Genomic DNA, 24,516 nt, shown 5'->3' on the forward strand with positions numbered 1-24,516 from the left:
TGACTAACCGAGCGGACAGCTGTCCGCTCCGATGAATTCTCTCAAAGAATGAGGTGAAATAACCGCCCCATGAACCATTCCCGATCTTTCAAAAGCCGGTTTATCCGGGATTTCATGTTGAATAAATACCTCTACCTCATGATGCTTCCGGTCGTCGCGTATTATCTCATTTTTCATTACACGCCGATGTACGGCGCAGTCATTGCTTTCAAAGACTATACACCCATCAAAGGCATTCTTGGCAGCGATTGGGTCGGTATGAAGCATTTCATAGATTTTTTTGACAGCTATTACTTTTGGCGGATTCTAAAGAACACGCTTCTGATCAGCCTATACTCCCTGTTGTTTGAATTTCCGATGCCCATACTGCTTGCTCTGCTCATTAACGAGGTTCGACAGCGGCGGTTCAAGCGAGTAGTACAGACGATTACGTATATGCCTTACTTTATTTCACTGGTCGTCATCTGCGGAATTATTACTGATTTTACGAATGCGGATGGTCTGATCAACCATTTATTCATGTGGCTTGGCTACGATGGGCAGGCGATGCTCCAGAGGCCTGAGCTGTTCAGGCCGATCTACATTCTGTCCGAGATTTGGCAGCGGATCGGCTGGGAATCCATCATCTACATTGCGGCACTTACGAGCATTGACCAAGAGCAGTATGAAGCTGCACGCATTGACGGAGCGAACCGTCTGAAGCAGATGTTCTACATTACCCTGCCCGGCATTCTGCCTACGATCACGATCATGCTCATCCTGCGGATGGGAAATCTCCTGAATGTCGGCTTCGAAAAAATTATCCTGCTATACAATCCGGTGACCTATGAGACAGCAGATGTCATCTCCTCCTTCGTCTATCGGAAAGGACTCTTGGAATTCGGCTGGAGCTACAGCTCAGCGGTTGGCTTGTTCAACTCTGTCATTAATCTGGTTCTGCTTGTGACAGCCAATTATATTAGCAGAAGAGTCAGCAATAACAGCCTATGGTGAGGTGAAGCGATATGAAAAAGGAAACAGGCTGGTTTGACCGGATCTTTGATCTCGTCAATTATACGTTCCTCCTGCTGCTGGTTACGGCGACGTTGTATCCCTTGCTCTATGTCCTGTTTGCTTCATTCAGCGATGCAGCGAAGCTCCTTCAGAATGACGGAATTTTGTGGCGGCCGCTAGGCTTTAATCTGGATGCTTATCGAAGTGTTCTCGCTAACCCAGGTATAGGACTGGGGTTTCGGAATACACTGTTCATCCTCGTGGTTGGAGTCAGCGTTAATCTGCTGATGACCTCCCTTGGGGCGTACGTGCTGTCACGCAAAAATGTGATGTGGAACAAGGTGTTTATGTTCCTGATCGTGTTTACGATGTTTTTCAGTGGAGGCCTGATTCCCCTGTATCTTGTGGTCAAGGGCGTCGGACTGCTGGATTCGCTGTGGTCTACCATTATTCCGTTCAGCATCAGCACGTTTAACCTGATCATTATGCGTACGGCATTTATGGGCATACCCGACAGTCTGGAGGAATCAGCCAAAATTGATGGTGCCAACCACTTCACCATTTTGTTCCGGATTATCATTCCACTGTCCATGCCGGTCATTGCGGTTATGATTCTGTATTATGCCGTAGACAAATGGAACGGCTGGTTCTATGCATCGGTATTCATTAAGAGCCGGGAGCTGTTTCCGCTCCAGCTGGTGCTGAGGGAGATCCTGATTGCCAACTCTACAGAGAGCATGTCCACCGGAGCCTCAGCCGGAGACCGTTATCAGATCGGGGAAACGATCAAATATGCCACAATCATCGTCGCAACCGTGCCCATTCTGTGTGTGTATCCATTTGTGCAGCGCTTTTTCGTCAAAGGCGTCATGGTAGGTTCGCTTAAAGGCTAGTTTCAAATCTTCGGAAAATGGAGGGATTGCTTATGGCGCAATTGCAAACAGCCGCAAATCAGGCGGTATGGGAACAAATCTGTAGAAAGGTAGATGCGGTGCTTCCCAGGATGGCTGACAAATGTCCTCATGTGGCGCAGAGTGACGGCATCTATGATGATACGAGGCTGGACTGGTGGACGTCCGGCTTCTGGCCGGGCATTCTGTGGATTATGCATGATATGACGGGTGAACAGCGGTATAAGGATGCGGCCTGGAGCTGGGATGAACGGATGGAGCAGCTGTTCCTGACGGAGAACCGATATGATCATGACGTGGGCTTTCAGTTTCTGCCGACTGCGGTCATCAAGCACACGATTACGGGGGACAAGGATGGAGCAAGGCGGGGATTGTTTGCCGCCAATTTCCTCGCAGGGAGGTTCAACCTGAAGGGGAATTTTATCAGAGCTTGGAAAGCAGATAAGACAGGATGGTCTATCGTCGATACGGCAATGAACCTCTCCCTCTTGTTCTGGGCTGCGAAGGAGAGCCAGGACCCAAGGTTCATGCATGTAGCCAAAGCGCATGCGGATACGGTAGTCAGGCATTTCATCCGGGACGACGGCTCTGCTTATCACATTGTCCGGTTTCATCCGGAGACAGGTGAGCGGGCAGATGCAATCGGCGGCCAAGGGGCAGCTCCGGATTCGGCCTGGAGCCGGGGAGCGGCATGGGCGCTGTACGGCATGACAAATGCTTATACTCATACGGGAGATGAGTCGTATCTCCGCGCTGCACAGCGTGTAGCCAACTTCTTCATCGCTCATCTGCCGGAGGATGGGGTTCCTTACTGGGACTTCAGAGCGGATGAGGAGGAAGGTGGTATTCCGAGGGACAGCTCCGCAGGGGCCTGTGCGGCTTCAGGTCTCATCGATCTTGCAGGACATCTTCCTGATCAAGAGGGGAGAGGATATCTTGCAGCTGCTGAACGTATTCTCGGTTCGCTGTATCAGTCTTACGGAACGTGGGACAACAGCGCCCATGAAGGAATGCTTCTGCAGGGTACAGGAAACCGTCCGGCGGATGAGAATGTCAACGTATCGCTCATTTATGGAGATTATTTTTTCGTCGAAGCGACAGCCAAGCTGAACGGATGGAAGCATCGCATATTCTAGTATTGCTGATATACAGCACAAGATAGTGTAGGACCCGAAGGACAGTATAACTGCTGCCCTTCGGGCTGTTTGCGTTCATGTTTTTTAAATCATGTTTCCAAGGATTGTACGTTTTGCTAATAGCATTGTAATTATTGTATATTCCGTACCTGCTCTTGTTTCGTTATAATGTAATCCACAGTCAGTGGAACTTCACAAAAAACGAATAATAGGGTGATGGACTATTGAGGAACATTCAACATTTGTGGCAAAAGCGTGAGAGCATCATTGTCACCTGGCTTGTTTCTTATACGGCAGTCCTTTTTATACCGATCATCATTAGTCTTGTAATCTACTTTCAGGCAAGCGGCACACTGAAGGGTGAGATCGACCGGGCGAATGATTCGCTTCTGAAGCAAGTCAGATATACAATCGATAACCAGATTGATCTGATGAAGCGTCTGAGTATGGAGATGACCTGGAATTCGAACCTGCAGACACTGATGTACTCCAATATTTCTTCTGAGGAATCTTCCTATATTTCCTATCAATTAGTTCAGCAGTTCAAGCTGTACAAAACATCCTATGCCTCTATTGACGAGTTCTACATTGTGCTGGACAGCGACCATTCTGTCCTCCGTTCGGGAAATGTCCGGGATATGGAAACGGCGTTTAGAACGCTGCATGATACAGGCACTCTCACCTATGAGAACTGGAAAAATACAGTCCAGCGTCCCGGCCCGAACCGGTTCGCGGTACTGCCTCATATGAATAACACGGAGCTTCCGTCATCGATTGCCTATATCACTCATCTGCCCAAGGGCTTAAATGGCAGAGATACCGGAAGTGTGGTCGTTATGGCCGATATAACCCGATTTCAGAAGCCGCTGGATAGCATTGCCGGCTTCAATGAAGGGCTGCTGCTCATTCTGAATGACAACAATGAAGTGCTGATGTCTACTCGTCCGGATGCACCTGAGCTTGCTCCATTCCTGAAGGGGGAACGGGTGGAGTTATCCGCATCAACAGCGGGCGAATCTGAAATATTCTACATTCCATCGGCCGTATCGGACTTGAAATATGCGCTCATTATCCCAAGCCGGATCTATTGGGAAAAAGCCGAATATGTCCGCAGCTTTACTTATATCAGCATCGCTGTGAGCATCATCAGTGCGATACTCATCACCTGGTTTTTCATGAGAAGGAACTATTCGCCGATCCAGCAGCTGGTACGTGCGCTGACAGATCACAATGGACCAGAAGAGCCCCAGGAGGGCAATGAGCTGCGTTTTATTCAAGAGGCTGTCTTACAAACGAGAACGAAGCATGATGAAATCACGATGCGGCTGCACAAGCATGAACAGGTATTAAGATCCAACTTGATTAATCGTTTGCTGAAGGGCAGACCGGATACACTTGTCCCGTATGAGGATGCCTTTCGTTCCTTTCACATGCCGCTGCAATCGCAGGATTTCGCTGTTATTTTGTTTGACGTGGAGAATGAAGAGAGCTTGTACGAGAAGCTTCCGGGTATTGATATTAATGAACGGAGAAAGCTCATCCAGCTTATTGTTTCCAATGTGGTAGAAGAATTGGTGCATACGCATCAGCATGTAGGATACGTAGCCGAGGTAGATGATATGATGGTTTGCCTCGTTAATTTGAAAGCGGATTCTTGCGAGGCGGCGGCTGATCTCCATGCTATTGCGTCAGAAGCAAAGGAGTTCCTGCATCGATATGAGATGGAAATAACCGTATCGATCAGCGGCAGACACAGCTCATGGATTGGGATCGCTACAGCCTATCAAGAGGCTGTGGATGCGATGGAATATAAGATGGTGCTCGGCAAGAGCGGGATCATCCAGCATGAGGATATCCGAATAGAGGGTGTCCTGGAAGATCAATACGGCTACTACTATCCGCTGCAGGTCGAGCAGCAGCTAATTAATCTGATTAAGGCCGGAGAAGTGGATCAAGCGACCGATTATATGAAAGAAATAACAGACCGCAACTTTAACAAGCCGGTAATGTCCTTAACGATTGCTCGGTGTCTGATGTACAACCTTGCTGCAACAATGATGAAGGCGATTAACGAGGTCGATCGGAGCATAATGGAGAGAAATCCGCGCTTCATTGAACACATTACCGATTGTGATACGATCCAGGAGATGCGTAAGGCGCTGGAGTCACTGTTAGAAGAGGTTTGCTCTTATGCAGCAGCCAAGCGTGCACTTAGTATCACGCAGGAGAGAGAAGACAGCCTGATGCGTTTAACGGCACAGGTCACGAGCTACATCGAAGAGAATTACCAGGATATGAATTTGAATGTGAATTCAATTGGAGAGCATTTCGAGCTGAAGGGGAGTTATCTGTCCAAGCTGTTTAGATCGCAGACAGGAGAAGGTCTGCTTGATTGCATCCACAAATATCGGATCGAGCAGGCCAAGAGGATGATTACTGCCAAGCAGGATTCGATCAATGATATCTCCAAGCATGTAGGCTATAACGATGCTGCAACATTCATCAGAGTATTCAAAAAGTACGAAGGGATTACGCCTGGCAAATACAAGGAGCTTTATTAGAAAGGAGGCACATGAATGGGAAGCTGGCTGCTACGATATCAGAGAGGTTGGATCGCTGCTCTAGCTGCTCTAACCATGCTCATGCTGTCCGCCTGTATGCTGAATATAGGAAAAAATGAATTTTCTCTAATGAGTATGGCTGAACTTGATCAAACTGATCCGGATGATGTCTTGGATGACGAGGCGAGTCTAACGTATTGGGCAGGCCTAAGCAATAACGCAGCAAGTATCAAATCCAATCTGGAGGATATTCCTTTTTTTCAGGAGTGGAAGCGGAGAACGGGCGTGAATCTTACGTATATTAATCCGCCCCTCAATCAAGGAAAGGAAGCATTTAATGTGATGATCGCATCCGGTCATTTGCCGGATATGATCGAGTATGAATGGATGAACTATCCTGGGGGACCGGAGAAAGCGATTCATGACGGCATTATCCTTCGATTGAATGAGCTCGTTGAGGAGCATGCTCCTCATTTCAAACAGTTTCTGGAAGACCATCCGGACATCGATCGTCAAATCAAGACGGCAGATGGAAGCTATTATGCCTTCCCGTTCATTCAGGCAGATGATAAGCTGCGAACCTATCAGGGCCCTATCCTACGGAAGGATTGGCTGGATGAGCTTAGGCTGCCTGTTCCTGAGACGATCGAGGAGTGGCATACAGTGCTGACAGCCTTCAAAGAGAAAAAGGGAGCCCCGGCTCCGCTTACCATCCTCGGTAATTCAAGCCCATTATCGGGAATCGAGGGCGGAGGCTTCGTTGGAGCCTACGGTATAAGAAAAGGCTTCTACATGGAGGAAGGAATAGTGAAATTCGGGCCCATGGAGCCTGAATATAAGCAGTTTCTGGCTTTATTCCAATCGTGGTATGCGGAAGGACTCATCGACAAGCATTTTGCAACAACCGATACCGAGACCCAGGATATGAACATGACCATGGAGAGGAGCGGTGCAGCTATATGGAATGCAGGAGCGGGTATTGGGACGTGGCTGCCGAAGATCAGAGAAGAGACGCCTTCTGCAGAACTGATCGCAGCTCCTTATCCAGTCCTTCGTGAGGGGATGCGCCCCAAGTTCGGGCAGCTTGCTCCTGTGGTGGGCAACAGCGGCGGGGTAGCGCTGTCAGGCAGCATTCAAAATGCAGAGGCAGCGGTACGAATGCTTGATTACGGTTATGGAGAAGAAGGACACTTGCTGTTTAACTTTGGAATTGAAGGCTTGAGCTATGAAATGATCGATGGATATCCGACTTACACGGATCTTATTCTGAACAATAAGGATAAGCTCTCCCCGTCACAGGCGCTCGCAATGTACACGCGTGCCAGCTATTTTGGACCTTTCGTACAGGACATTCGTTATTTGGAGCAGTATTACACATTGCCTGAACAGAAGGAGGCCATCCAGATCTGGGCAGATACGGATGCCTCACTTCATCTTCTGCCTGCACTGCCAAAGTCGGAGATGGAGAATGCGGAGCTGTCCGCAATTATGCAGGAGGTGAACAAGCACGTTGATGCAGTGTCTCTCAAGATGATCATGGGTATTGAGCCTCTTTCCGAGTTTGACAGCTATATACAGCAGCTGAAATCAATGAATATTGAGCAGGCCATTGCTATTCAGCAGCAAGCGCTTGACCGTTATAACAGCAGTGTGTGTATTCCTTAAAGAAGCCTTAGTTCGTTATTAAACGAATTAAGGCTTCTTTGTTGATTAAATGGTGACTCATAATGTTACTTTTTGCATTTTATTGGACGATATATTATTCATTGGTGCTTATGACAAATGAAAGAGGGACTTCCATGGAACACAATGAACATTCTGTTGACCAATTGCTCGTATTATTCTCGTATCTGATCGCTGTAGTCTCATCCTACAACGTATTGACCTTGGCGGGAACCCTTAACAGGTCGAAGAGAGCAAACCGGGCCTGGCTTGTGTACGGAGCCATTGTCTTGGGGCTGGGTGTATGGTCCATGCATTTTGTTGGTACAATGGCCGGATCTAATCACCTAACCATTAACTATGATTTAATGCTTATTCTGGCTTCTATTGTGGTCGGTATCGGCGCTTCGTTTGTCACCTTGTATCTAGTAGTATATGGATCATTGACCAAAACGCGATTATATCTGGGAGCAAGCATCATTGCAGCTGGGATCGCCTCTATGCATTATATGGGGATGGAGGCTATGGATATAGGTCTTTATTACAACCCGGTTTATATTGTTCTATCCGTTCTCGTTGCTTTTCTGGCTTCTGTTGCTGCCCTGTGGCTCTCCTTTTATTTTGTCAAACATACAAAGTATACGAAGAGTTGGTATTTGAAAAAACTCGGTGGTGCGTTCTTCATGGGAGCTGCGATCTTCGGTATGCACTATATCGGCATGATGGGAACAGAGTACGACATGAATCATACGCATATGAACCGAACGGGAGCTCAGCTCAATCAAACATGGCTTGGTTATCTCATTGCTGGCGGAGCCTTGCTTACACTGGGTCTCTCTATGATCGGGCTGTATGTGTCACGAAGATTCTCCACTCAGGAGATGGAAAGACGGGAACAAGAACGATGGTATAAGTCCCTCTATGATAACAATCAGGATGGAGTAATCTCGGTTAATTTGGACCATTACATTATTGGATTTAATCCTGCGGTCGAGCGAATCACGGGGGTAAGAGGAGAAGAGCTGAAGAACCTGCATATTAAAGAGATTCTTCCCATTTTTGACCCTGGTGAGCGAGAGAGAGTTCGGGAGATGTATAAGAAATCCGTAGCAGGAGAGAAGCTCAGCTACGAATCGGTCATCTATAATCGAATGGGAAGCCGTGTTGATCTTAACATGGTGCATGTGCCTGTCATCATTGAGGGGACAGTTACGGGGCACTACATCATCGTCAAGGATGTTACCTATGAGAAGCAAGTGAAGGAGAGAAATCAATTTCTTGCATTTCACGATGATCTGACCGGATTGCCTAATCGAAGAATGTTTAATAAAGTGCTTGCTGATCTCATTGACAAGGAGAACAGTGAGACACAGCCATTTGTATTAATGGTAATGGATCTCGATCGGTTTAAGATCATCAATGATTCGCTGGGACATTTATACGGGGATCTCCTTCTGAAGGAGATGAGCAAGAGGATCGTTCATCATACCATGGACAAGAGTGTGGTAGTGGGGCGAATCGGCGGAGACGAGTTCTCCATATTGTTGCTTGACTATTCAGATGAGTCAGATGCTGCAGAGCTGGCTGAACGGTTAATGGCAGTGATTAGTAAGCCTTATGATATGAAGGGAAACAGCTATTACGTCTCGACCAGTATTGGAATTACGGCATATCCCGTCCATGGGAAGGACGCTATCCAGCTAATGAAGAATGCCGATACGGCCATGTACGAAGCGAAGAAGAACGGGAAGAACGGCTACCGTTTCTTCTCCTGTGAGCTGAATGCCCAGGTGGAACAGCGGGTAGAGCTGGAAGCTGACCTGCGCAGAGCATTGGAGCGCGATGAATTTTTACTTCATTATCAGCCTCAGATCAGGGCCGACGATGAATCCATTATCGGGGTCGAAGCCCTTGTAAGGTGGAATCATCCGACGAAGGGTATACTGCCTCCAGGCCTCTTCGTTCCTGTAGCAGAGGATACCGGATTAATCATGGAGCTGGAGTCTAGGGTATTATACGAGGCGTGCCGCCAAATGCAGTCTTGGCATGCATCAGGTGGGCCGCTGATTTCAGTAGCCGTCAACCTGTCATCTCATCAGTTCTATCATTCGGGCCTGACACAGCAGATTAAGGATGTCATTGAGAAGACCGGACTTGAGGCCAAGTACTTGGAGCTGGAAATTACCGAAAGCCTGATGATGAATCCGGAGATATCCAGCGGAGTGCTCAAGGAACTAGCCAGCCTGGGCATTAAAATAAGTCTGGATGATTTCGGAACCGGCTACAGCTCGCTAAGCTACTTAAAAAAACTGCCCATCAACAAGTTGAAGATCGACCGTTCCTTTATTCAAGATATTGCCCACAATGATAACGATAAAGCGATTGTCGCGAGTATCATTGATATGGCGCATCATTTGAATTTGAATGTCATTGCGGAAGGAATCGAAACGAAGGATCAGCTGGATATTCTATGCCGGCATAATTGCAGAGAGGTTCAAGGGTATTACTTCAGCCGTCCTCTGCCTGCAAGTGAGCTGGAAAGAGTCTATCTTACTCCATGATCGTCAAACCGTTCTCAACAATCAAAATTTTGCATAAATCCATATCAATATAAAAGGTGTTAAAGGAAATTTTGAAAATTTTTGTAACCTCAGCACTGGTCTGAGTTGGATAAGAAAGTGATTGAACCGCTCACTCAGCTTCATGCCTCAAGATGAGCTGTTTGTCCGCAAGCTGGTGAATGCAACGATTATTCGCGGCGAGTTGTATGAGCATACGGCTAACGAATCTGAAGATGGACATCGTCATTTCATCTATGTGAAGAAATTCAATTCGGACGAATACAGCTATGGAAAAGCAAATAATGTATGAAGCCGCATTCGATGCTTATCAAGTATCGTCTGGCAGTATTGCTTGTGAATATACGTTGTGGAAGGGGCGTTCCTTCCAATCGACAGAGCTGAATATCCCTCGATTAGAGGCGGGAATGAAGCAGCAGGGGTATACATGGGCAGCAAGCTGCTTGGGCTGTGCATTATTGTAGCTATGGTCTCCTTCAGCACGCACTCTTGGGTGGATATGCTGATCTGGTCTGTCGTAGGTATTGTTGTACTTATTCTTGTATATCTTATATTTGATTTTGTAACGCCGAAGTTCAAAGTATGTGAAGAAATTGAGAAAGGCAATATGGCGGTGGCTCAATTACTTCGTTCAATTATTATCGGGGTATCCCTGGTAATAGGAACGTTTTTGTTATAAGTTAGACCTTATCCGGTACAATGGAGTACCGGATTTTTTCTTATTTCATCATCCTGTGGCAGATCGCTTACTGATACATATGCAAGCCCATCAGCCATTTGCTCTTATGCAGGTAATTTTACATATAGGATTTCCTTTTCATTTTAAGGCCGAAGGTTTATATTAAAAAGGAAATAGATACATATTTTTCAAGGGAGGAATGGCACGCATGAAGTACCGGAGATTAGGTGGCAGCGGTGTGAAGGTCAGCGAGATCAGTCTTGGAAGCTGGCTCACGTATGGAGGATACGTTGAGCAGGAGAATGCAGTTCGTTCCATTGAAACCGCATTCGATGCCGGGATTAACTTCTTTGATTCAGCCAATGTATATGAACGCGGAGCAGCAGAAGAGCTGCTGGGCAAGACGCTAAAGAATTACGCAAGGGAATCCTATGTGCTGGCTACCAAGGTATTCGGTAAGATGGGCGAAGGTCCGAATGATCAGGGCCTCTCCCGTAAGCATATTATGGAGCAATGTGAAGCAAGCCTTAGAAGGCTCGGCACTGATTATGTAGATATTTATTATTGCCACCGGTTCCATTCGGAGACGCCACTGCTGGAGACATTAAGAGCGCTGGATGATCTGGTTCGTCAAGGCAAAGTGCTGTATGTTGGAGTCAGCCAGTGGACAGCAGCTCAGATGGAGGCAGCGCTTGGTCTTGCGGATCGTTATTTGCTTGATCGGATCGTTGTGAACCAGCCTATTTATAATATGTTTGAGCGGTACATTGAAGATGAGATTATTCCGCTTGGAGAGCAGAAGGGGATCGGACAAGTCGTATATTCTCCGCTGGCACAGGGGCTGCTGACAGGTAAATATAACGTAACAGACCGCATTCCGGAAGACAGTCGCGCCGCAAAGCTTGGATGGGATGATAAGAAAATGAGCCCTGAGCGGATTGAGAAGGTTCAGCAGTTAATCGACATCGCTGGTGAGCTTAATATTAAGGTGGGGCAGCTGGCCCTTGCCTGGATTCTGCGTCAGCAAAATGTATCCAGTGCACTCGTGGGTGCAAGCCGTCCGGAGCAGGTGAAAGAAAATATCGACGCTTCTGGAATTGAACTGGAGGCGGATGTTCTGGAACGGATCGAAGGAATTCTCACCAGAACGTCAGTAAGTGGTTAATGCATAGAATTGTTCATTAGCTCAGCGTATATAAGCAGAAGCTTCCTGAAATATTCAGGAAGCTTTTTTGTCGTTTTATGAATCCATACATAAAGTAAATACTGGATGGTTAGAATCAGTATATACGTTTTTTGGAAGTGAGGGGAGCAGCATGAAGCGTCATCGTCGCAGTGAATATTTAAAAAAGCTCAAACCGAAATCGTCCAATGACCAACATACGACAGATTCAAGCGGGGATTCAGTCCAAAATAAGGAGCAAGGAACATCTCAGCATATAAGCAGCGATAACAGTCAGGACTATGATCAAAACGCAGCCCAGTCCGCGGAGGCTTCCACGGAGCAGCAGTCTCAGCAGCAGCTGGACGAGTCAGGGAGTCCTGTTATCCCAAATAACGAAGCTTCATCTGGCTCACCAGTTCCTCCAGACTCTCAAGCTCCTCAAGTTAAGCTAGATGAACTCAGCGGAAACCTTAACCAGATGCTTGACGGGATCCTTATCCAAAATGGGAACAGCAGTGATGTCACGGTTCGAAGGCTGGAGGTTGGAAGTCATCCCAGTATCGCAATTGCGATCGTATATATCAGTAGTTTGGTAAAGGAAGAAACGATTAATGACTTTATTATTCGTTCTTTACTGAATACTGAATTTAAGATAAATGAAATCACCGAAGGTAAAGATAGCAAGAGTATTCTGAAGGAAGGGCTGACGAAAAGAGTATTCAGCCTGGGTACTGTGGAGTACTGCAAAGACTGGGCAGATATGATGGACAAGCTGCTGCTTGGAAACACTTTGGTGTTGACCGAGGATAGCACGGATGTGCTTCATATCGTTACAGCCGGCGGAGAATTCCGTGCCATTACAGAATCACAGACGGAGTCCGTAGTCCGTGGACCGAAGGAAGGGTTTGTTGAGACTTTATCGATCAACGTATCCCTTCTGCGCAGAAGAATCCATAGTCCGGATTTGCGAGTTACCTACAAAACGATCGGCTATAAGTCCAACACACGTGTCGCCATTGTTTATATGGACGGAATTGCAGATGAAGATGTCGTGGCCGAGGTATTTCGGAGACTTGATGAAATTCAAATTGACGGGATCTTTGATTCTACCAACATAGAGGAGCTTATTCAGGATAAGTCGGTAACGCCGTTCCCAACGGTGTACAGCACGGAGCGGCCTGACACGACCGCAGTCCGTCTACTTGAAGGGCGGGTCGTTCTTGTTGTTGATGGGAGCCCATTTGTACTGATTGTTCCTACTGTGTTTATCCACTTTTTTCAAAGTGCAGCAGATTATTCGGATCGGAACGATATTGCGACACTGCTCCGCCTGTTGAGAATTATCAGCTTCATCATTTTGCTGCTGGGGCCTTCGCTGTATATCGCCATGACGACCTTTCATTATCAGCTGATTCCAAGCTCGCTCTTGTACAGCCTTATATCTCAGCGCGAAGCAATACCCTTCCCATCCTTCGTTGAGGCGATTATTTTGGAGACCATCTTCGAGCTCCTGCGTGAAGCAGGGGTGCGAATGCCGCGCGTCGTGGGTCAGGCGGCCAATATCGTCGGCGGTCTTGTGTTAGGTCAAGCGGCAGTAGAAGCAGGTATTGTGAGTCCACTACTCACCATTGTTATCGCGATGACAGGCATTGCGAGCTTTGCAATCCCCACCTATACAATGGCAATTGCAGGGCGCATATTCCGCTTCGGGTTTATTGTACTGGCTGCAACCTTTGGCTTGTATGGCATCATGCTTGGACTGATTGCACTGCTCGCCCACATGAATAGTCTGAGATCCTTCGGTGTTCCGTATATGACACCATTCAGTCCCTTCGTGCTTAAGCAGCAGAAGGACGCGGTGCTTAGGCTTCCTGTTTCTCTGATGAAGCAGAGACCTGGCAGCCGGAGTGGTGAATATAACGTGGTAACAGAGGATGGACCTGTTACAGCGGATAAAACGGATGATAAGAATGAAAGTGCAAGGAAAAACAAACAGAAAGGATCTTGATATGAAACGGAAGCTGCTGCTTATTTTCAACCTCATCTTGATGTCTGCCAGTCTAACCGGTTGTTGGGATGCGGTTGAGCTGAAGGATCGCCTGATTCTTTCCGGTTTTGCTATGGATCGTGGCGATGCTCCGGGACTATATGAATTTTCCTTTCAGGCCGTAGTGCCGAATGAGGTGTCAGGCAATAGGGGAATCGGCACAACGCCAGCTTTTATGTTCTCTGACCAAGGAAGATCCATGCAGGAAGTAATCAGTAAAATGTCGCAGAAGATTCCAAGGCGTTCATCTGGCTCTCATGCTGAAGTCGCCATTATCAGTGAGGATATGGCAAGGGATGTAGGGATCGGTAGATTTATCGATCTTATTGAGCGCGATCCAGAAACGCGAATGACGATGCAGATTCTGATAGCAAAAGGCTCCAAAGCTAAAGACGTGCTTGCCGTTACAAGTCCTGTAAGCCCGATTACAGCAAATAATATTGCGGAGAAGGTAAGGTTCTCGTCCAATCAATATTCTCATAACTTCTCTTCTGAGGTGGATGATACGATCCGGGGAATGATCGTTCCGGGCGGTGGACCCACGATCAGCGGTGTTAAGGTAAAAGGGGATAAAAGAGTAGGCACACAGAGAAAAAATACAGAGAGCTCCTATATTTCTGCCTATACGGAATTGGATGGTATGGCCATGTTCAAGGGAGATAAACTGGTTGGCTGGATGGAAGAAGACGAGCCCTTAGGTCTTGCAATTATTAAGAACAGATCGAAGAAATCAATGACCAATCTGACCTGTCATATCGATCCCGCTGAAGTGGTTGCGATTGAAGCCAACTTCTATAAATCCAGTATTAAAGCATCAGTTATCGACGGGACACCCCATTTTCATATTGATGTGAAGCAGGAAGGCACGATTAATGAGGTGACATGTCCTCTGAAACTGGATGAAGGCAAGGTTATAGAGATCTATGAAAAAACCTGGAGTGAGAAGACCAAAGAGATTGTCATGTCAGCTGTAACCGCAGCACAGAAGGCAGGCACGGATGTGCTTGGTTTTGGCTATGCGCTTGAGAAGGAGTATTCTCCTGAATATAAGGCTTGGGAAGAAAGTGATGACTGGTCAGAGAAATTTTCGAAAAGTGAAGTTGAAGTGGATGTAAAGTCGGTCATTATGAACACATTAACACGTACGAATCCATATAGCAGCGGAGGAGAGGATTAAGGGATGAATAGAAACCAGATCAGTACGGGGCAAATGATTTCCTTAATGTTTATGTTCGAAATAGGGGTCGCTGCGGTTCTTAATTTAGGTTTTTCGGCAGGCAGGGATGCATGGCTCGCTTCACTTATCGGTATGTTCTTAGGAGCAGCATTGTTCTGGTCCTATGCATCTATATCCAGGCATTTCCCTACACTTCCCTTGACGGCGATTAGCCGGAAATTGCTGGGTAAATATGTGGGGGTCGCCATCGGTTTATTGTATGTCATCTATTTCATGTACATTGGCTCCCGTAATTTACGGGATGGGTCCAATCTCATAAACATCATTTTGCTGAACAATACGCCCCTTGTCATCATTACAACACTCATGGTTTGCTGTGTGGCTTATGTAACCTATTTAGGTTTTGAGGTATTGGCACGAACAGCAGTACTATTGATGGTTTTTATTTTATCTATTTTCTTCATTATCAATATCCTGCTGTTTGCTTCGGATTCAGTTCATATCGATTATGTCCTTCCGATTCTGGATGATGGGATTGGACCCCTATGGGAGGCCATTACGACGGATACACTCATCGTTCCCTTTGGCGAAATGATTCTCTTTTTGATGCTGCTGCCTTATATGCGCAGACCTGAGAAAGGAGGCTATATCGGCGTAATTTCCATCATAATCGGAGGTTTGCTCATCTCGCAGACGATGTTTCTGAATATTGCTTCTTTGGGAGTCAATATAGCGAAGGGATCGCCTTTTCCCATATTATCAACAATTAGTACCATTCAAATCTCCGACTTTATCCAGCGGGTAGATATTTTGGTCGTGATGACGATGATTATTACTAACTTTTACAGAGTTGCATTATATTTCACGGCTGTACTGATCGGAGCATCGGATATTTTTAATGTCCCTTACCGTAAGCTTGTCATTCCGGTGGCCTTCATTTTCTTGGTATGGTCCTACGGCATGGCGAGAAACTATATCTTTCAGATCGAGTTCGGTGTACTCGCATTCTACTATGTACACCCTTTATTTTTGTTCTTTTTTCCCAGCCTGCTGCTTGTAGCCGCTTGGATTCATAAGCGAAGACAGCGGGGGAGCATTGGAACGTAACGGTTTGTTGATTAGTTTAAACAGATATAACAAACCTTTACCTATAGGCTTACCACAGAAGTGCAGGAAGACGACAGCCCCGAAAAGCTTCAGCGTGTTTTTCTCTGCCGGGCGGAGAATATAATTATCAATATTAAAGGCAGAGTCAATTGAACCGTGTCCGAATAAGAGATCGGTGGCAATATCAAATGCGATGGTAAGCAAGGACAAAACAATAAAAGCACCTGCAGCTTTGAGCATATGTGCATCTCCTCAATTTGGTTATGTGAATCCGGAAGGTTTGTCAGCCTATTTTTTGTGTTCATAATGGGATTTATACAGGGATTGACTACCTATGATATTAGATTTATACTTAATCTAAAAATAAGTTCTTTTCATATAGAAGGAGATCTGATGATCTTATGGCTAAAACATTAAATTTGACGACGCAGCGTCAAGCGGTTTATGATGTCGTGCGCAAATCACATAGTCACCCTACGGCAGCAGAAGTGATGACGATGCTGTCCCAAGAAGGATATAACCTGGCGTATGGTACGGTGTACAATTCCCTACGATATCTGGTGGAGAAGGAATTGATTCAAGAGCTCAAGCTGGGCGAAACAGCCAGCAGATACGATGCTAGAACAGATGATCATCAACATATTATTTGTGAAGTATGCGGCAAGGTTGACGAAGTGATGACGGATGTGCCTGACAGCTGGACTGAATCGGTAGCGAAAGAGACAGGTTATGAAATTGATTATGCACATGTTGTATTTGGAGGTGTATGTCCAGAATGCAAAAGCAAGCAGAAATAGCGAACGTAAATCAGTATCCTTACGCTTCAATTCGTATATCACAAGACAAGGCCGTTCAAATGTTTAATCTAGCAGAAGAACCTGTGGTGCCGTTCTGTGCTGTGACGAAGCGTATCCTGCTGGTAAGTCCCGTGCTGAATCAAGTTCACGATCTGGTGAAACTGCTGACGGATCGCTGCTTTGACGTAATGATGTTCCATCGGCTCGAACCAGATCTATACGGAAGCATTCCCCATGACCTCTTGATCTATGATGTGACGTCATATGATGAGATGGATGCACTTGATTTGCAGCTCAAGCTGAAGAATTCAACTTCTGGACAGACCTTGTTCTTGGTTAGTGAGAACTTCATTAGAGGAGCAGCTCCGGAGCTGCTTCAGGAAGAGCTGCTTGTTTGGCCTGGGCGTCCCCATGAGGCGCTGTATCATGTTCAGCGGATTATTAGCCGCGGGACACCTCGGAGTCACCAACCAGCCAAGCCGAACAGCAGTGATTGCATCGTCTGCAAGGACCTCAGAGTAGACACGGAACGCATGCTTGTGTATAAGCAGGACAACCAGATTCATCTGACCAAGACCGAATATGATTTGCTGCTCATTCTCATGAATGCGAGGGGTTCTGTCGTTTCTCGCGAGGAAATGCTCTCAAGAGTATGGGAGACGGACTTTACCGGAGGCAGCAATGTCGTTGATGTTCATATCAAGAGTCTACGCAAGAAGCTTGGTGATCAAGCAGTAGCACCTAAATATATCATTACCGTAAGAGGAGTCGGCTACCGGCTTGCCGACTAGAAGGAAGTCTTTAGATGACAGTTCACTCGACTGTTCATTTAAAGACTTCTTTTTATTTTGTGAACTGGGGATATTCATGAAATTTCCATAATCTTCACCATTCTTCATGTGATACAAATAAGGTTCATGCACCGCTCTCAAAAGTTCATTTGTTCCTCATGCAAGCCGATCGGCAGCCATGCTACAATCTATACATAAATTTAGATCAGATCTAAATACACATATAAATAAACTAAAATTAGAGAGGTGCAGCAGAATGACAAACCAACGTTTAACGACGAGCTGGGGTGCTCCCGTAGGAGACAACCAAAACTCAATGACTGCAGGCCATCGTGGGCCAACTTTGATTCAGGATGTGCATTTGCTTGAAAAACTGGCTCATTTCAACCGTGAGCGTATTCCTGAGCGTGTCGTACATGCCAAAGGCGGCGGAGCATTCGGTACTTTTAAAGTTACAAATGATATGTCCAAGTACACAAAAGCAAAGCTGTTCAACGGTGTGGGCAAAGAAACAGATATGTTCATTCGTTTCTCCACTGTAGCAGGTGAGCTCGGTGCAGCCGATACTCAGCGCGATCCACGCGGATTTGCTGTGAAGTTCTATACAGAAGAAGGTAACTACGATCTGGTAGGTAATAATACGCCTGTATTCTTCATCCGTGATGCGATCAAATTCCCTGATTTCATTCATACCCAAAAGAGAGATCCGCGCACACACTTGAAGAACCCGAACTCCGTTTGGGATTTCTGGTCTCTGTCTCCTGAAGCATTGCATCAAGTGACGATTCTGATGTCTGACCGCGGTATCCCTGCAACTTGGAGACATATGCATGGATTCGGAAGCCATACCTTCAAATGGGTGAATGCTGAAGGTCAAGCGGTATGGGTTAAATATCACTTCAAAACGAACCAAGGGATCAAAAACCTGGATAACGCTACAGCAGAACAAATTGCAGGCGTGAATCCTGATTATCATACAGAAGATTTGTTCAACGCGATCGAGAATGGGGACTTCCCTTCCTGGACGCTGTATGTTCAAATTATGCCGATTGAAGATGCGAATACGTATCGCTACGATGCGTTTGATGTGACCAAAGTCTGGTCTCAAAAAGACTATCCTCTGATTGAAGTTGGAACGATGACGCTTAATCGCAATCCAGAGAACTATTTTGCTGAAGTTGAGCAGGCTACCTTCACGCCGGGTTCATTTGTGCCTGGTATTGAGGCATCTCCTGACAAATTGCTTCAAGGTCGTTTGTTTGCATACGGTGACGCACACCGCTACCGTGTAGGTGCGAACCACAACCAATTGCCAGTGAACGCTCCTAAATGCCCGGTTCATCATCATCAGCGTGACGGCTTCATGGCGACAGGCGATAACGGTGGCCGTTCGATGTATTACGAGCCAAACAGCTTCGGTGGACCATTCGAGGATCCTAGCGCAAAACAAACTCCGTTTGAAGTTACAGGAGAAGCAGCACAAGTATCCTACAACAGTGATGATCATTACTCTCAAGCTGGGGATCTCTACCGTCTGTTAAGCGAAGATGAGCGTACTCGCTTGGTCGCGAATATCGTAGGTTCGATGATGCCGGTAGAATCCGATGAGATCAAACGCCGTCAAATCGAGCACTTCTACAAAGCAGATGCCGAATACGGAGCACGTATTGCAGAAGGACTGGGTTTATCTGTTGAAGTGAAAGTAACCGAAGAAGTTTAATTAAATCTATTAGAATCTATTTCATATATCTCTTGATGATAGCCACTAGTGCATTATGAAATGGACACATTATTAAAATAGCCATGCGGGAGATCCAATTCCTGCATGGCTATTATTGTTTGTCTCATACGGTTGACAACAGATCATATGACATTACAATGAGTAGTGTGGAAGGGGTGTGCCATGAAGATAAGTCACTTCAAAGTTGGAGAGCAGGGACTGAACCGTTTTTTTGGACCGCTGGAAGCAAGGATTATGGATGTATTGTGGAGTCATGGACCGCTTAGCATCAAGGAAGTGCAGATGAAGCTGGTCGAGGATAAGGTAATGAACTTTAATACCGTGATGACCGTCATGAACCGGCTTGTTGATAAGGGTGTGCTCCTGAAGAAAATGCAGGGAAGAACATCGATGTATGCTCCTGTCGAGAGCAGAGAAGAGTTCATGAACACTCAATCCAAGGAGCTTACACAGGAGCTTATGGATCAGTTTGGTTCCATTGCTGTTGCTCATATGCTGGATGCCGTCGAAGAGGCTGACCCAGATCTCATATCACGGCTGGAGCAAAAGATTGAACAGTGGAAGAAGGAGATACAGTGATGTGGACCCATCGTTCTCTCGCCTTATTCTCTGTCGGCATGGCGATCATGGCTGCGATTTTTACTCAGATGGGGCTGTACGGTCTTCATATGTTATGGGATATTCCTATTTCATTTAATTTGTTGACCTGGTGCACGCACTGGATGAATGAGCTTGGCTTATGGTCTCTGATTCACTTGTTGAATGTATTGGTAATGAGCACGTTCTTTCTCATGGGATTCTATATGTTCAAGCATGCTGTAAGAACAATGAATGTGCATAAGTACATACGGTGGCTTAAGGATGATACTATGTCCAAGAAGCTGGTTTCACAGTATAAACATCTTCACTTGGAGCATCAGCTGATCGTCATATCGGGTGCCGAGCCTGTTGCGCTTGCATTCGGTATGTTTCGTAGAAGAATCGTGTTGTCTACCGGGCTTATTGACATGCTGGATGAGCAGGAATTAACCGCAGTACTCTATCATGAATACTATCATCTGCGTCATTATGACCCGCTCAAGACTTTTTTGCTTACGCTCAGTGTATCCATCCTTGGATATGTACCTATACTAAAAAACATATTATCTAATTATAAGATTGTCAGAGAGATACTGGCCGACAATTATGCGATCAAGCAGTCAGGCTCTGCCGTTGGAATCGGAGGCGCATTAATCAAGATGATTAAATCTGATGCAGCTCGCCGGGATCACCCCATGTTTACTGGAGCCGTCGTTTCGCCATTCGCTGCAGATGTATCCATTAATGACCGAATCTCCAGAATTTTGGAGCCTGACAAAGAGCTGTTGCTTCCTTATTCCAAACGGAATATCGCAATATCCCTTATTGTCATGACTGCCTTATCCATACTGTTCAATTATGTACATTATTAACAAGCAGAAGGAGGAAATGAAATCAAATGTATAATAACAACAATTATAGCCATACCCGCAACATGGAGATTGGACTGTTGATTACCAGGCTGGTGCTGGGATTAATCTTCTTGGCACACGGAGTTGTCAAATTTCAGGGAATGGAAGGGACGGAGAGCTATTTTGTGACCCTTGGCCTTCCTGGCTTTATGGCAACATTCGTCGCTTTAGCTGAATTTTTCGGCGGGCTTCTGCTTATCATCGGACTGTTTACGAGATGGATCAGCCTCATTTTTGTCATCATTCTGGTTGTGGCGATCTTTACCGCGAAGACGGGTGCTCCGTTTGTAGGCGGGTATGAGCTGGATACCGCTCTAATTGGGATGGCGTTGACACTCGCGGTAGCGGGCAGCAGATATGTAGCAGCGGACAGCCTGTTTAGAAGACGAAGCCGCAGATAATCACATTTTATATAGCGTAATGGGAGACTCTGCATTGGCAGAGTCTTTTTTTTGGTTTTTCATAATTCAATTTTGTTAAGCTATGCAAAATCTCTGTTTGCATAAATTGGTGCTAATGGTTGCATGCTATCTTTCAGAAAATGGATGAAATTTAAAAATTCGCCGCAACAAGAGAGGTGAGCAGTCATGAGCAGCGAGAAGGACGAAGTGAAGCAAGGCTCCGAGGATGAAGTTTCAGAGAAAGAGAAACAATCAGAGAAGCATGATTCAGGAGAGTCAGGTTCCGAACAGGAGAATTCGAAGCAAGCTGCGGATACCTCCAATGAGGACAAAGGAGTTCCCGAGCTTCCACAGTTGAAATTACCTATTGTACAGGATTTGAAGTCGAACCTTGAGGTTCTTCAAGAGGTGTTCAAGGATTGCTCTGACTTCGTGTTCCGCGAGATCAAGCATGACGGATATCCTGACGTATGTCTTTCGTATTTGGAAGGAATCGTTAACTCTCTTGAAGTACAGGATCATATCATACTGCCTCTCGTAAGAGGAATTGATCTGGCAAATGATCAGGGAGCATCTCAGGACATCGAGCTTGAGAAGGTTCCTATTTCGCTGTCGCATGTGAAGAAGGCCAATATCTGGCGTGAAGCTGTAGATGGTGTAACCAATGGCTGTGTGCTTGTGCTGGTTGAAGGTAATGACGAAGCACTGCTGTTTGATCTAAAGGGTGGGCTTCGGCGTACAGTACAAGAGCCACAGACAGAGGGTGTTGTCAGGGGGCCGCGTGAAGGGTTCACTGAAATGATTCGTGCGAACACGGGGCTGATCCGATTCAAGCTGAAAACGCCCATGCTCAAAATGGAAAATTTCACGCTCGGGACGGAAACGAAGACAAGTGTCGTGCTTGCTTATATTAAAGGGATCGCCCGTGACGAGTTAATCGATGATGTTCGGCAGCGTGTTAAGAAAATTAATATTGATGGGGTGCTTGAATCAGGCTATATCGAGGAATTGATCGAGGATCATCCATTTTCTCCATTTCCTCAGCTCCACTATACGGAGAGACCAGACACGGTGGTTGCCAACTTGCTGGAAGGAAGATTCTGCATTTTGGTAGATGGGACTCCCTTTGCCTTACTCGGACCTGTAACGATGTGGCAGATGCTTCAGGCGAGTGAGGATTATTATGAACGATTCTTTATCAGTAACTTTTTGCGGTGGATCCGTTTCTTCTTCATGATGGTGGCATTATTTCTTCCTGCTCTATATATCGCGATAACAACCTTTCATCAGGACATGCTGCCGATAACGCTGATTATCAGTATTGCGGCTGCCCGTGAAGCCATCCCTTTTCCGGCACTAGTCGAGGCCATGGTCATGGAAATTTCGTTTGAAGCCTTGCGGGAGGCCGGCGTGCGCTTGCCAAAAGCAGTCGGACAGGCCGTGAGTATTCTCGGGGCGCTTGTGATCGGTCAGGCAGCTGTGACGGCAGGCATCGTGTCTGCTCCAATGGTTATCATCGTATCTATGACAGGGATCGCCTCCTTCACCATTCCGAGGTTTAACTTTGCGATTACACTTCGGCTGCTTCGGTTTCCGATAATGGTGTTGGCTGGAACCTTAGGTCTATTCGGAATCGTTATTGGTACAGTCTTAATCTCGGCACATCTGACACAGCTCACTTCATTTGGTCAACCCTACCTGCTTGGTTTGAGTCCTTACCGTAAAGGCGAAACAAAAGATATCATCATGCGGGTGCCTTGGTGGAAAATGGTGTTTAAGCCGTCTTCTACACCCAATCATGAACGCAAGCGCATGAGCAAGGGAATGAACGGGTCTCCTAACTCGGATGAAGGGTGGTAAGTGGGCTGATGAACAGATTGTCCAAAGCTATAGTTATAGTGCTTCTATGCACATTAGTAACAGGCTGCTGGGATCGCAGAGAGATTAACGATATCGCCTTTGTTGTTGGTACAGCGCTTGATAAAGAGGAGGATAAATATCGGGTCACCCTGCAAATCACCATCCCCGGTATGCTCGCGGGATCAAACGGTGGGAGTGGAGGTGGAGGTGGAAACAAGAATCCATGGTTCCTGAAGTCAAATGTCAGTGAAACCGTAAGGGGAGTAATTTTAAAGGAGCAAACGAGCACATCTCGCAAGCTGTATTTCTCCCATCGCAGATCATTACTGTTTGGAGAGGGGCTGGCCCGTGAAGGAATAGCGGAGGCCCTGGATTCTATTGGGCGCCTTCCGGAGAACCGATTATCCGCTCTTCCTGTCGTAACGGAAGGAAATGCATACGAAGTGCTTAATGGAGAACCAACCATTGAGCAATATCCGGGTGAAGTCGTGCGCGAGCTTGTCTTCTCGTACCTTAGCAAGCCTTGGACGCTCAAGACCGTAGTCAATCTTATGCTTGAAGACGGAATTGATCCGATTATGCCACTTGTGGAAACGGTAAACAGTGTGCCGGAAAAGATAGACAAGCCCCATAAAAATATCGGAATTGGTGGAGTCGCTGTGTTCCATGACGATAAATTGACGGGGATTATCAAGAAGCAGGATACTCATGGCATTCTCGTGGCGATGGATCAGGCCAGAACACTGGAGCTTCCGATAACAGTACCTCGTGGAGAAGGAAAAGTCTTCTTTCTAATCAGAGCAAATCATACGAAAATCAAGCCAATTGTGAACGGGGAAGATATTCATTTTCATATTTACACGGGTGGAAGGATGTCCATGACGACGAATGAATCCAACTACGATACCAATAACGAGGGTAATATTATGGAGCTTGAGCGGAAAATGAATAAACTGATGAAAGAGAAGATTTCTCATGATCTTAAGCTGCTTCAAAACTATAAATCTGATGTACTGGGTCTGGGTCGAATTATTAGGACGGAAAAGCCGCAGGTATGGTCCAAAATACGAGATCGCTGGTACGAAATTTATCCGAACATCACTTTTGATGTAGAGGCAGAATATCGGCTTGAGAATAATGGAGCGGCCACAAGTCCATTTGCTGTGAAAAAGGAGGATATTGAGAGATGAACCTCTTGGCCCTGTCGGCAGTGCTAGTGTTTAGTCTGATTATCGTGCTGAAGGATCACAAGAATTTGAAAAACTATAGGCCGATAAACCGCGTGATCTCTTATGTAATTATAGGATTAAGCATCGGAATATGGATCTATACGCTATCACCGTTTCCGGTAATCCATCCGGCATATCTGATCTCGCAGTGGATGTACCCCTACATTCCCGTCCCATCTGAGTAAGAAGA

The 24,516-nt window shown here is 46.3% G+C and carries 22 protein-coding genes and 1 pseudogene; 22 read left to right on the top strand and 1 reads right to left on the bottom strand.

From position 1 onward, the window contains the following. The first annotated feature begins 69 nt into the window (after positions 1-69). From ACFQ3J_RS17650 to ACFQ3J_RS17710, 13 genes and pseudogenes are all read left to right on the top strand, one after another. A complete protein-coding gene (locus tag ACFQ3J_RS17650) occupies positions 70-993 on the top strand; it encodes an ABC transporter permease (protein ID WP_091160934.1) in 924 nt (307 codons plus the stop codon). Positions 994-1,004: 11 nt separating this feature from the next. Beyond that, positions 1,005-1,886: a carbohydrate ABC transporter permease gene (locus tag ACFQ3J_RS17655; protein ID WP_091160933.1), complete on the top strand. Its 882-nt coding sequence runs from the start codon at positions 1,005-1,007 to the stop codon at positions 1,884-1,886. A gap of 32 nt (positions 1,887-1,918) precedes the next feature. Then, positions 1,919-3,040 (top strand): glycoside hydrolase family 88 protein, encoded by a 1,122-nt coding sequence (locus tag ACFQ3J_RS17660; RefSeq protein ID WP_251582926.1) that lies wholly within the window; start codon positions 1,919-1,921, stop codon positions 3,038-3,040. A 224-nt stretch (positions 3,041-3,264) separates the two neighbouring features. Continuing rightward, a complete protein-coding gene (locus ACFQ3J_RS17665; protein WP_251582924.1) occupies positions 3,265-5,601 on the top strand; it encodes a helix-turn-helix domain-containing protein in 2,337 nt (778 codons plus the stop codon). Between the two features lie 15 nt (positions 5,602-5,616). Then, on the top strand, positions 5,617-7,266 hold the full coding sequence (locus ACFQ3J_RS17670; RefSeq protein ID WP_251582923.1) for an extracellular solute-binding protein: 1,650 nt from the start codon (positions 5,617-5,619) through the stop codon (positions 7,264-7,266). A 134-nt stretch (positions 7,267-7,400) separates the two neighbouring features. Then, complete coding sequence (locus tag ACFQ3J_RS17675) at positions 7,401-9,824, top strand: EAL domain-containing protein (RefSeq protein WP_251582922.1); 2,424 nt, start codon at positions 7,401-7,403, stop codon at positions 9,822-9,824. Positions 9,825-9,945: 121 nt separating this feature from the next. Continuing rightward, positions 9,946-10,134 (top strand): hypothetical protein, encoded by a 189-nt coding sequence (locus ACFQ3J_RS17680; protein ID WP_251582921.1) that lies wholly within the window; start codon positions 9,946-9,948, stop codon positions 10,132-10,134. Then, entirely contained in the window at positions 10,112-10,306 is a 195-nt protein-coding gene (locus ACFQ3J_RS17685; protein ID WP_251582920.1) for a hypothetical protein, read from the top strand. Before ACFQ3J_RS17680 ends, ACFQ3J_RS17685 begins: the two co-directional genes overlap by 23 nt. Beyond that, a pseudogene (locus ACFQ3J_RS17690) lies at positions 10,237-10,521 on the top strand (DUF350 domain-containing protein); the annotation flags it as partial. The gene ACFQ3J_RS17685 and the pseudogene ACFQ3J_RS17690, both read left to right, overlap by 70 nt. Positions 10,522-10,729: 208 nt before the next feature. Beyond that, entirely contained in the window at positions 10,730-11,686 is a 957-nt protein-coding gene (locus tag ACFQ3J_RS17695; protein WP_091160922.1) for an aldo/keto reductase family protein, read from the top strand. Between the two features lie 151 nt (positions 11,687-11,837). Beyond that, a complete protein-coding gene (locus tag ACFQ3J_RS17700) occupies positions 11,838-13,694 on the top strand; it encodes a spore germination protein (protein WP_251582918.1) in 1,857 nt (618 codons plus the stop codon). A gap of 1 nt (position 13,695) precedes the next feature. Next, entirely contained in the window at positions 13,696-14,910 is a 1,215-nt protein-coding gene (locus ACFQ3J_RS17705) for a Ger(x)C family spore germination protein (RefSeq protein ID WP_170862564.1), read from the top strand. Positions 14,911-14,913: 3 nt separating this feature from the next. Then, a complete protein-coding gene (locus ACFQ3J_RS17710; protein WP_251582917.1) occupies positions 14,914-16,017 on the top strand; it encodes a GerAB/ArcD/ProY family transporter in 1,104 nt (367 codons plus the stop codon). Here the strand turns inward: ACFQ3J_RS17710 and ACFQ3J_RS17715 are convergent. After that, positions 15,934-16,257: a hypothetical protein gene (locus ACFQ3J_RS17715; protein ID WP_251582916.1), complete on the bottom strand. Its 324-nt coding sequence runs from the start codon at positions 16,255-16,257 to the stop codon at positions 15,934-15,936. The two genes, ACFQ3J_RS17710 and ACFQ3J_RS17715, sit on opposite strands and share 84 nt — an antisense overlap. Positions 16,258-16,418: 161 nt before the next feature. Between ACFQ3J_RS17715 and ACFQ3J_RS17720 the strand changes: the two genes are divergently transcribed. From ACFQ3J_RS17720 to ACFQ3J_RS17760, 9 genes are all read left to right on the top strand, one after another. Beyond that, positions 16,419-16,814, top strand: a complete 396-nt coding sequence (locus ACFQ3J_RS17720; protein ID WP_091160915.1) for a Fur family transcriptional regulator — start codon at positions 16,419-16,421, stop codon at positions 16,812-16,814. Then, complete coding sequence (locus ACFQ3J_RS17725; RefSeq protein ID WP_170862563.1) at positions 16,793-17,605, top strand: response regulator transcription factor; 813 nt, start codon at positions 16,793-16,795, stop codon at positions 17,603-17,605. Before ACFQ3J_RS17720 ends, ACFQ3J_RS17725 begins: the two co-directional genes overlap by 22 nt. Positions 17,606-17,861: 256 nt before the next feature. Next, on the top strand, positions 17,862-19,325 hold the full coding sequence (locus ACFQ3J_RS17730) for a catalase (protein ID WP_091160911.1): 1,464 nt from the start codon (positions 17,862-17,864) through the stop codon (positions 19,323-19,325). Between the two features lie 183 nt (positions 19,326-19,508). Next, entirely contained in the window at positions 19,509-19,925 is a 417-nt protein-coding gene (locus ACFQ3J_RS17735; protein WP_091160910.1) for a BlaI/MecI/CopY family transcriptional regulator, read from the top strand. Then, positions 19,925-20,797 carry a M56 family metallopeptidase gene (locus ACFQ3J_RS17740; protein ID WP_091160909.1) on the top strand — a complete coding sequence of 291 codons (873 nt, stop codon included), beginning with the start codon at positions 19,925-19,927 and terminating at the stop codon, positions 20,795-20,797. Before ACFQ3J_RS17735 ends, ACFQ3J_RS17740 begins: the two co-directional genes overlap by 1 nt. Positions 20,798-20,823: 26 nt before the next feature. Beyond that, the gene (locus ACFQ3J_RS17745) at positions 20,824-21,237 is read left to right on the top strand and encodes a DoxX family protein (RefSeq protein ID WP_170862562.1); all 414 of its coding nucleotides are present in this window, start codon (positions 20,824-20,826) and stop codon (positions 21,235-21,237) included. Positions 21,238-21,423: 186 nt separating this feature from the next. Then, positions 21,424-23,097 (top strand): spore germination protein, encoded by a 1,674-nt coding sequence (locus tag ACFQ3J_RS17750; RefSeq protein ID WP_251582915.1) that lies wholly within the window; start codon positions 21,424-21,426, stop codon positions 23,095-23,097. Positions 23,098-23,105: 8 nt separating this feature from the next. After that, positions 23,106-24,287 (top strand): Ger(x)C family spore germination protein, encoded by a 1,182-nt coding sequence (locus ACFQ3J_RS17755; protein WP_251582914.1) that lies wholly within the window; start codon positions 23,106-23,108, stop codon positions 24,285-24,287. Continuing rightward, positions 24,284-24,511, top strand: a complete 228-nt coding sequence (locus ACFQ3J_RS17760; RefSeq protein WP_091160904.1) for a hypothetical protein — start codon at positions 24,284-24,286, stop codon at positions 24,509-24,511. The genes ACFQ3J_RS17755 and ACFQ3J_RS17760 overlap by 4 nt, the downstream gene beginning before the upstream one ends. Positions 24,512-24,516: the final 5 nt, after the last annotated feature.

Source organism: Paenibacillus provencensis (assembly GCF_042678545.1).
In the GTDB taxonomy this organism is placed as follows: domain Bacteria; phylum Bacillota; class Bacilli; order Paenibacillales; family Paenibacillaceae; genus Paenibacillus; species Paenibacillus provencensis.